Annotated in this window: 7 protein-coding genes, 1 rRNA gene and 2 pseudogenes; 8 read left to right on the top strand and 2 right to left on the bottom strand. The window is 37.0% G+C overall.

The features are described from left to right. A 5S ribosomal RNA gene (gene rrf / locus SAZ04_RS23610) occupies positions 1-76 on the top strand; the annotation flags it as partial. Positions 77-641: 565 nt separating this feature from the next. On the opposite strand, the gene SAZ04_RS21130 is transcribed toward rrf, so the two are convergent. Beyond that, positions 642-1,268: an exonuclease domain-containing protein gene (locus SAZ04_RS21130; protein WP_332699310.1), complete on the bottom strand. Its 627-nt coding sequence runs from the start codon at positions 1,266-1,268 to the stop codon at positions 642-644. Positions 1,269-1,404: 136 nt separating this feature from the next. After that, entirely contained in the window at positions 1,405-2,241 is an 837-nt protein-coding gene (locus SAZ04_RS21125; RefSeq protein ID WP_332699307.1) for an AraC family transcriptional regulator, read from the bottom strand. Positions 2,242-2,251: 10 nt separating this feature from the next. On the opposite strand from SAZ04_RS21125, the pseudogene SAZ04_RS21120 reads away from it, so the two are divergent. From SAZ04_RS21120 to SAZ04_RS23605, 7 genes and pseudogenes are all read left to right on the top strand, one after another. Then, positions 2,252-3,001, top strand: a pseudogene (locus tag SAZ04_RS21120) (Gfo/Idh/MocA family oxidoreductase); the annotation flags it as partial. 524 nt (positions 3,002-3,525) lie between these two features. Further along, a complete protein-coding gene (gene nikA / locus SAZ04_RS21115) occupies positions 3,526-5,169 on the top strand; it encodes a nickel ABC transporter substrate-binding protein (protein WP_332699304.1) in 1,644 nt (547 codons plus the stop codon). 17 nt (positions 5,170-5,186) lie between these two features. Then, positions 5,187-6,128, top strand: a complete 942-nt coding sequence (gene nikB / locus SAZ04_RS21110) for a nickel ABC transporter permease subunit NikB (RefSeq protein ID WP_332699301.1) — start codon at positions 5,187-5,189, stop codon at positions 6,126-6,128. Beyond that, a complete protein-coding gene (gene nikC / locus SAZ04_RS21105; RefSeq protein WP_332699298.1) occupies positions 6,128-6,958 on the top strand; it encodes a nickel ABC transporter permease subunit NikC in 831 nt (276 codons plus the stop codon). The genes nikB and nikC overlap by 1 nt, the downstream gene beginning before the upstream one ends. A gap of 19 nt (positions 6,959-6,977) precedes the next feature. Beyond that, the gene (nikD, locus tag SAZ04_RS21100) at positions 6,978-7,808 is read left to right on the top strand and encodes a nickel import ATP-binding protein NikD (RefSeq protein ID WP_332699295.1); all 831 of its coding nucleotides are present in this window, start codon (positions 6,978-6,980) and stop codon (positions 7,806-7,808) included. A gap of 23 nt (positions 7,809-7,831) precedes the next feature. Continuing rightward, complete coding sequence (nikE, locus tag SAZ04_RS21095) at positions 7,832-8,653, top strand: nickel import ATP-binding protein NikE (RefSeq protein ID WP_332699293.1); 822 nt, start codon at positions 7,832-7,834, stop codon at positions 8,651-8,653. 535 nt (positions 8,654-9,188) lie between these two features. After that, a pseudogene (locus SAZ04_RS23605) lies at positions 9,189-9,344 on the top strand (NAD-dependent malic enzyme); the annotation flags it as partial.

The following is a 9,344-nucleotide window of genomic DNA, read 5'->3' as shown; positions in this document are numbered from 1 at the left end:
CGAACACGGTCGTTAAGCTCTTTTGCGCCGATGGTAGTTGGGGGCTTCCCCCTGTGAGAGTAGGACGTTGCCAGGCAGTTAAAAAAGACAATCCATTTTGGATTGTCTTTTTTAGTAAGAACAAAAAGATATGGTCGTGATTAATGAGTCGAACGTGTTTATAGTTTTCGATTGTGAGTTTGTTCTTTTCAAGAGAAAAACATAAGTTTGCCAAAAAAGGACAAACTGTACATGAAATAAGAAAGGAGATGTGAAATATGACAAAAAAATATAATAAAGGTAGCCGTAATCAAAATGCACCAGAATTACACGGCAAAGTTCCAGCTAGCGGTGATAATAATAAAGGGAATAAAAGAAAATAGAGGTCGAAAGAAAATCGGCAAGTGTTGGCACTTGTCGATTTTCTTTTGTAATTAGCTTGGATATATTTTTAATATTTGTAATTTTTTCTATAATGAGTTGTGTTACGATAAAGTTACCCGACGACTTATTTTGAGTGCTCTAATAGATTTTATAATTCTTCAAGTAATAAGAATGAAAAGCGCTCCCCATTTTTATAACTGTTAAGAGTCCATAAAATAAGGATGCAAGAAGGGATGAGCTGCTTACGAACAAGTGTCTCATCCATCTTTGTATTCTGGTTAACTGATTTTTAATGAACTTTTCTTATTTTTGCTTTTCTTTTTGTTGGCACGTGCTGGTGTATAACCGTTGGCATAAACAGTTCCTTGACCAATTTCTAGTTTTTCAATGAGTTCCTCATGACTTGTAACATTGTTATGTTTGCAAGCTTGAAGATAAACTTGCGCTGCCACTTGTGCGTCTTCGAGTGCATGGTGGTGTTTAAATTCAATCTGTAAATGCTTTGCGACCACATTCAGTGAATAGCTATGTAGACCATGCCATGTTTTTTTAGAAATATTAACGGTACAGTTATAAGAAAACGAAGGATATTCTAGCCTACACTCATCCAGTGAGTACCTCAATACAGACATATCGAAACTTGCATTATGGGCAATGACGAGGTTTTCTTCTAGTAAATGGGAGATGTCCTTCCACACTTTATTAAATGATGGGGCACCCTTGACATCTTCAGGAGTAATCCCATGAATTCTCACACAAATGGGGTCAAAGTACATATCGTTTGGTTTAATTAATTGGTAATATTCTTCGGCAATCTTGCCATTTTTCACAACAACAAGTCCAATCGAACAAACACTCGATCGATTCGTATTAGCTGTTTCAAAGTCTATTGCAACAAAATCCAATCGGACTCCTCCTAACAATAAAAAGTATCGATGTTCTAAATAACTCTATTAATATTTAAGTATAACGTAGATTTAAGTGAATTCCATAAAAATATTAAATTGATAGGTTTTCGACCAAACTTCAAATTTTTCCATTTTAAATATTAAGATTACGAAACTCCGTCGGGCTAAACCCAACTTTCTTGAAGAAAATGTTAATAAAACCTGAACTGCTGCTGTAGCCTGTTTGAAGGGCAATATCATGTATAGAAAGAGAAGTCGATTTCAGTAAAGTTTTGGCATTGTCAATTCTGTTCTTTGTAGCAAACTCTATGGGAGCGTAACCTGTTTCTGTTTTAAAAACATGAGAAAAATAATAAGGGCTTAGATTTACATAGTTAGCAATCTCCTTTAACGTGATCTGCCTGTCTATATTCGCTTTAATATAATGAATGGCTTCGTCAACAGGTGACGTCTCATTATTTTGTTTTTCCGGTTTTACGGAAAGACCATTAATCATGTTATAAATCATACATGTGGACTCAGAGATGGACATTTCCTGTTCATTATAATGGGTGTATATCATTTGATAAAGCTGTTTTCCTATCTCTATATTGCGTTTATTTTGAAAGAAAAACCCGTGCTGTTTAATGATATAGCTGCATAATTCATGTGAATTAGGTCCATCGAAGTGTATATAGATGAATTCTAGTCCATCTGAGCCGTAATAGTGGTGAGGTTCACGGCAGTCAATTAACAGGATATCACCTTTCTTGGCTGTCACGATTTTATCATTGTAGTTAACATGAAGTTTTCCATTACGAATATAAACTAACAGAAAGTAAGGGAAATAATCCCGTTTAATATTGTAGTCAGCATTACAGTAATAATGTCCACAGCAGATCAAGTGATAATAATATTTTTTAATAGTTTCAGAAGGCGTAAAAAAATAATAATGGGATCCATCTTTTACACCTGGTTCATTCAGTATCATTTTATTATTCCTTTCAACAGTCGGTTATAAACACCGTACCGGGGCACTAAGAGATAACACGGCTTTTCAATTAGTAGCAGGAGCATTCGATATCGATCATGCAAGGGGACAGGAGTTTGGAATTAACTTAGGTGTAGCGGAAGAGCGATGTTACCCAGATTATAATACAATGTTTGCCGAGGAACGAAAACGAGAAGATGGCATTGAAGTAGTTTCCATCGCAACGCCAAATGGAACACACTATGAAATCTGTAAAGCGGCATTGGAAGCAGATCTTCATGTGATCTGTGAAAAGCCGTTATTCTTCACCACTAAAGAGGTCCAAGAAATTAAAGTGCTTGCAGAGGAAAAAGAAAAATAGTAGGGGTAACGTATGGATGGTCATCGAATTCGCATTGTCGGTTCAAAAGCAAGTCTGGAGTGGTGGGACAGTAAGCCGGGTGAACTATCATATGAAATTCAAGGGCAACCTGCTCAAACGTTGATTCGCGCAATGCCTTACTTGGATGAGAGTTGTAATGCAGACGAACGATTGGGAGCATTACATGTAGAAGGTCTGTCTGATTCGTGGGCAAATATGTATCTCAAATTTGCCATTGCAATTGATGCAAAAAATCGCGGGGATCAAGAAACACTAGATAACCTTGTTTATCCTGATATTAATGCAGGGCTCGAAGGAGTTCGCTGGGTTGAAAATTGTGTACGTTCAGCTGATGAAGGGGCCATTTGGATTGATGTGTCTAAAGAGCTAGTGAAATAATATAGTATACACACCTTTTTGTGAACCTTTTAATTTAGTAAATTAGTAGTTGTTGCCGAAATGTAACAGTAATTCCTGGTTCATATGGGGTATTTTAGCGCAGGAATCAAGTGCAGAGACATATTCAACTGGAAAATATAAGGTATATCCTCATGTTGCGGTTGTGATAGAAACCTAATTTAAAGATTCGCTTTTAGAAATGAGTGTGGTCGAAAATAACGTACAAATGCCAGGTGTTTTAGATCAAGGGAAGAAATGCATTAAGCAGGCAGCGTCAGCACTATGTTGGAAGACACTTCATATTGAGGTGTCTTTTTTATGGAAGCAAAAAGAAACGTCTATTTATTCTCTAAGATAAAAATTCACCCTGACCAACTTCAGTCTAAATAAATATGTTCACAAATTGACGAACAAAAAAATAATAAGCATTATTTTCTTAAAGTTTATAAAACTCTTGTTGACAATGAAAACTATTATCATTACTATTGATAATAGTTTTCAATTTAGCTTAGGAGTGGAATGAAATGTCAATTCAAATAAACAAAAAACATTTTTTACTTATATCGGTATTTTTTCTTTTTTTATCCATGATTTTATTTGGTTGTTCAAGTTCATTTAGTTCAAGTGATTCAGTAGAAGAAGATTCAGTTTCTACTAGTGAAAGTGAAAATATGGTTACTTTTGCTTGGCCTAGAGATGTAGGTGAAATGAATCCACATGTCTACAATCCTACTCAATTAATTGCCCAATCAATGGTATATGAACCATTAGTAAGCTATCAAGATGGAGGCGAGCTACAACCTCATTTAGCTGAAGCGTGGGATATCTCTGAGGATGGAAAAGAGTATATCTTCCACTTGCGTCAAGATGTTACATTTTCAGATGACACAAGCTTTAATGCAGAGGTCGTGAAGAAGAACTTTGATGCTATTTTAAAAAATGTAGATTTACATAGTTGGTTAGGATTTATATCGTTAATTGATCAAACTGAGGTCGTAGATGAGTATACGTTTAAATTAATTTTAAAAGTACCATATTACCCTACTATACAGGAGTTGGCTGTCGTACGCCCAGTTCGGTTCCTAGGAGAAGCGGGTTTCCCCGAAGACGGGGATACTTCTAAAGGAATAGAAGCAGCAGTCGGGACAGGTCCATGGGTACTGGATGAATATAAAGTAGATGAATTTGCTATTTTTAAACGTAATGACAATTATTGGGGAGATCTCCCGAATGTCGAGCAAATTAAAGTCAAAGTCATTCCTGATGCTGAAACACGTGTGCTTGCTTTTGAAAAAGGGGATTTAGACCTTATATACGGTGAAGGTGTGATCAGTTTAGATTCTTTTAAACAGTTAGAATCTACGGGTTCTTATGAAACTAGTATTTCTGAACCGGTAGCTACTAGACAACTTGTTATAAATACGAATAAAGAACAGCTTTCAGATATCCGTGTTCGCCAAGCTTTACATTTTGGATTTAATAAACAAGCAATGGTTGAGGGTGTGACATCTGGAGTGGAAGAGAAGGCTGATTATATCGTGCCAACCAACTTTCCATACACGTCAAATGTTGAAGTCACTACGGTTGATTATAATGTGGAAATGGCAAAACAATTATTAGATGAAGCAGGCTGGGTATTACTAGAAGGAAAAGACATTCGTGAGAAAGGTGGGCAACCACTTGAAATCGAGTTAATGTATAATTCTGCTGAATCGATTCAAAAAACAATGGCCGAAGCGTTACAGTCTGAGTGGGCAGGATTAGGCGTTACATTAAATATTGTTGGAGTTGAGCTTACGACTCAAGTCGAAAGATTCAAAGCTAATGAGTTTGATATGAACTTCTTTAGTAACTATGGTGCTCCGTATGACCCACACACTTTCGTAAACATAGTTGCCACAGAAGGATTTGGGTTTAACGAAGCCATTTCATCTTATCCTAATAAAGATGAATTATTGAGACAAATTGATGAAGTCAAACAAACTATTGATGAAGATGAACGTCAACAGCTATACTCAGAAATTTTAGGTTCACTACAAGAGCAAGGTGCCATCATACCAATCTCATATATTAAGCAAATAGCAGTCTATCAAAAGGATGTTTCTCATTTTTCATTCCCTGCTAATCGAGATGAACATCCATTTACAAGTATTAGTATCGAAGAGTAAGCGACAGGAGATTTCTTATGGGCACATATATCTTGAAAAGAATTATAACAATTATTCCGATATTCCTTTTGGCCACGTTGCTAACATTTGGGATGATTCATCTATCACCAGTAGACCCAGCTGAGGCTTACTTAGCTGCTGCACATATTCAGCCTACAGAAGAGATATTGGCCCAAAAAAGACATGAGTTTGGCTTAGATCAACCTCTCCTTGTCCAGTATGTGAACACCATAAGTAAGATAGCTCAATTTGATTTTGGTGTATCATATGTAACAAATAAACCCGTATGGGAAGAGGTTTCTTCTCGAATGCCAGCAACCATTCAGTTAACAGCAGGGGGCATCATCATAGCGATTCTTGTAAGTGTCCCTATTGGGTTTCTAGCTGGTATAAAGAAGAACAGTGGAATTGACCATTTTAGTCGATTCCTCTCTTTTTTAGGGGCATCCATCCCTTCTTTTTGGCTTGGGTATTTAATGATTTTTTTCTTTTCTGTAAAACTAGATCTTTTCCCAGTAGAAGGTATTGGCTCTTGGAAACATTTAATTTTACCTTCTGTCACGTTGGCGTTTCCTTTAATCGCTTTGTATACTCGATTATTGCGAGCAAGCGTTCTTGAGAATTTACAAGAGCCATATGTGCTCTTTGCACGCACGAGAGGGATTCATGAAAAAATTATAATGGGAAAGCATGTATTAAGAATGGCCATTTCTCCTATGATTACGGGACTTGGAATGAATTTAGGAAACCTCATGACGGGAGCAATCATTGTAGAAATAGTCTTTTCATGGCCAGGATTTGGGCGCTATTTTATTGAGGCTATTTTTAACCGTGATGTTCCTGTCATTCAATGCTATGTGCTACTAGCAGCGGGTTTATTCCTTATTAGTAACTTAATTGTCGATATTATACAAATGTATATTGACCCACGTATTTCTAGAAAAGGAAGTCAGTATTAATGAGTGCAAAGTTTCGTGATATCTTAAAAAGTCAAAAAGTGATTGTCCTATGTTCTCTCATCCTGTGCGGGTTATTTTTAATCACAATTCTTGCTCCGTGGCTTGCACCTAATGACCCAGTTCTTGTTAATTTAGCTCATAAACTAGAGCCGCCTTCTTTCCATTACCCATTAGGAACAGATCATTTAGGTCGATGTACGTTATCTCGTATCCTATATGCTGCTCGTATTTCGCTAGGGTATGCTATGCTGATTTTTATTTCTGCTTTAAGTATTGGTTTGATCATTGGTATGATCGCTGGATATAAAGGTGGATGGGTTGATCAGTTATTAATGAGATTCGGAGATGGTTTGATGGCTATCCCTAGCCTTTTGTTTGTTCTTGGATTTGTTGGTATTTGGGGAGCTGGTCTTAAACAAGTCATTTTAGGATTAATTCTCGTACAATGGGTCTATTACGCAAGGGTCATACGAGGGATGGTCTTAAGCCTGAAAGAACAAAACTATATTACAGCAGCTAGAATAAGTGGTTCTTCTTCATGGACAATTATGAAAAAACATATCATTCCCAATGTTCTTCCACCACTAGCGGTCATGGGAACATTAGAAATGGGTTGGGCTATTATGAATTTATCTTCCATGTCATTTTTAGGATTAGGTGTGCAACCTCCTACACCGGAGTGGGGGGCGATGATTCATGAAGGGAAGTCATATATTAGAACGAATCCAACATTAATGCTTTATCCGGGTTTAATGATTATGCTAGTGGTTATTACCTTTAATCTATTAGGCGAAGCACTGTCAGAACGCTTTGGGGTGAAACGCCGTTAATCAAAAAGGACTGATAATAATGGAAGCAACAAAGCCAAATATATTACAAGTCAGAGACTTACATGTACAAGTAAGAACCACAGAAGGTTTTTCCACGCTTGTTCAAGGTATTAATTTTGGAATGAAGAAAGGGGAGATTCTAGGTCTTGTTGGGGAAAGCGGTAGTGGTAAAACGGTGACAAGTATGTCTATTTTACAGCTGTTTGATCAAAAGAACATGAAAATCGAAGGAAGCATCACACTACAAGGTCGGGAGTTGAATGGTTTACAAACTAAAGAAATGCGGGAAATTCGGGGGAAGGAGATTGCTTTTATTATGCAAAATCCGATGAATGCTTTTACTCCTGTTTTTACGATTGGCCATCAATTTGTCGAAACCATTAAGTCTCACACCTCATTAACGAAAAAGCAAGCAAAGGAGCTTGCAATTGATGTGATGAAAAGTGTAAACTTACCAGATCCTAATAGATTACTAAGAAAATACCCTTTTCAATTAAGTGGGGGTATGCTGCAACGAGTCATGATTGCTATGGCTGCATGCTTACGTCCCTCTGTTATTATTGCTGATGAGCCAACTACGGCGCTCGATCTTCATAACCAATTATTAGTACTTCAACTATTAGATAAAGTTCGTTCTGAATATGGAACATCTATTTTACTTATTTCTCATGATCTTGCAGTCATTTCGGAAATGGCAGATGATGTCATTGTCATGCAACACGGAAGAATTGTAGAAGCTGCCAATGTGTTTGAATTATTTGATCATCCAAAACATGAGTGCACAAAGCAGCTGCTAAACACAAGGCCTACCTTTAATATGGAACAACAAACGATCACACTTATGGTGTGACCGTTAGAAAAGTGGTGAAACCAATGAGCTTATTACAGGTAAAAGAAGTAACTCATAGTTATAATGCTAAGAAGCTTTTTACATGGAAGGATCAATCCAAGAAAGCACTTATTGATGTTTCCTTTTCGATTGAAGAAGGGACCTGTTTAGGCCTACTTGGTACGAGTGGAGCTGGTAAAAGCACCTTAGGGAAAGTGATCCTTGGCATACAACGGCCACAGCACGGTCGGGTATTGTTTCAAGGATATGATATTTATCATGCGAGTAAAATGATCCAACGAAAGATCCGTCGTGATTTACAAGTTGTTTTTCAAGATTCCTATTCATCCGTCAACCCACGTATGACAGCTGAACGTATTATTAGTGAACCATTACAAAACTATGAAAACCTAACTTTAAGTGAACAAAAAAGAACGGTCATTTCATTATTGGAACGAGTCGGGTTAAGTGAAAAGGATTTAAAAAAATACCCGCATCAATTTAGCGGTGGGCAATTGCAAAGGGTTAATATTGCTAGAGCAATCGCACTTAAGCCGAAGTTAATCGTCCTAGACGAATCCGTTAGTAGTTTAGATATGGTGACACAGAGCTTAATTCTACAATTATTAAGAGAATTAAAAGATGATTTTGGCTTATCCTATCTTTTTATTACACATGATATTAAAGCCGCCTTTTCAATCTCCGATACTTTTGGTGTCCTTGAAAAAGGAGAATTAATTGGGCTTTACGATTCAAAAGACCAGCTTTTTGCCTCTAAACATCCTGTAGTTGAACGAATGAGAGACTCCGTTCTTGCTGAACACCCGCGTCTTCGTACGCTAAGGGCGAGGGGGAATTTGGTGTAGCACTTTACTGCGCATCGAGTGCCTAAATATCGCGAAATCAGAAAAAAACGAAGGATTAATGTCACAACATATCAAGTGCTGTGACATTTTTATTGTTGAAGGGGAAGTTATATGAATTTACAAAGTTCTACTTCTATACGAACGATTCAGAAGTCTTTAATGAATTAACAATACATGGTTTTAGCTATACCTATTATAATTTCTCAAATGACAACACCGCTCTGGGGAGGTCTGACTGACAAGCCGAGAATACACGGTAACCTATTTAGCCTATGATCTCTGCTGACTTCTGACTGTTCAGCTATTTATCGAGGTAAGAGTACAACCTTCCCTTCCATCTATCTTTAGGGAAGTTGTCCGACTACCGCGGTATCAACTGCTCCTAATATGAACAATTACTTTTTTTAGCGGCCTTAGGTCGCTTTTTTTAATTACAAAAGGTTTATTAAGTTACATAAACTGTCGCAAATTTTCCAAATTTATTAAACTATGGATAGTTAAGTTGAAAGCGTTTACAGCGGAAAGGGGTATAAAAATGAGTCATAATTATCTAAAAGAAGAAGCGATTCGTTTACATCGTCAGCATATAGGAAAAATAGAGGTAGTTAGTAAAGTAGAGATAAATAGTGAAGCAGATTTAAGCCTTGTGTACACGCCAGGAGTAGGGGATGTATGTAAGGAGATTGTGAAA

Origin of the sequence: Halalkalibacter lacteus, assembly GCF_036663595.1 — a bacterium.
In the GTDB taxonomy this organism is placed as follows: domain Bacteria; phylum Bacillota; class Bacilli; order Bacillales; family Bacillaceae_D; genus Halalkalibacter; species Halalkalibacter lacteus.
Note: the sequence above shows the minus strand (reverse complement) of the source record. Positions and strands in the feature narration are given on the sequence as shown.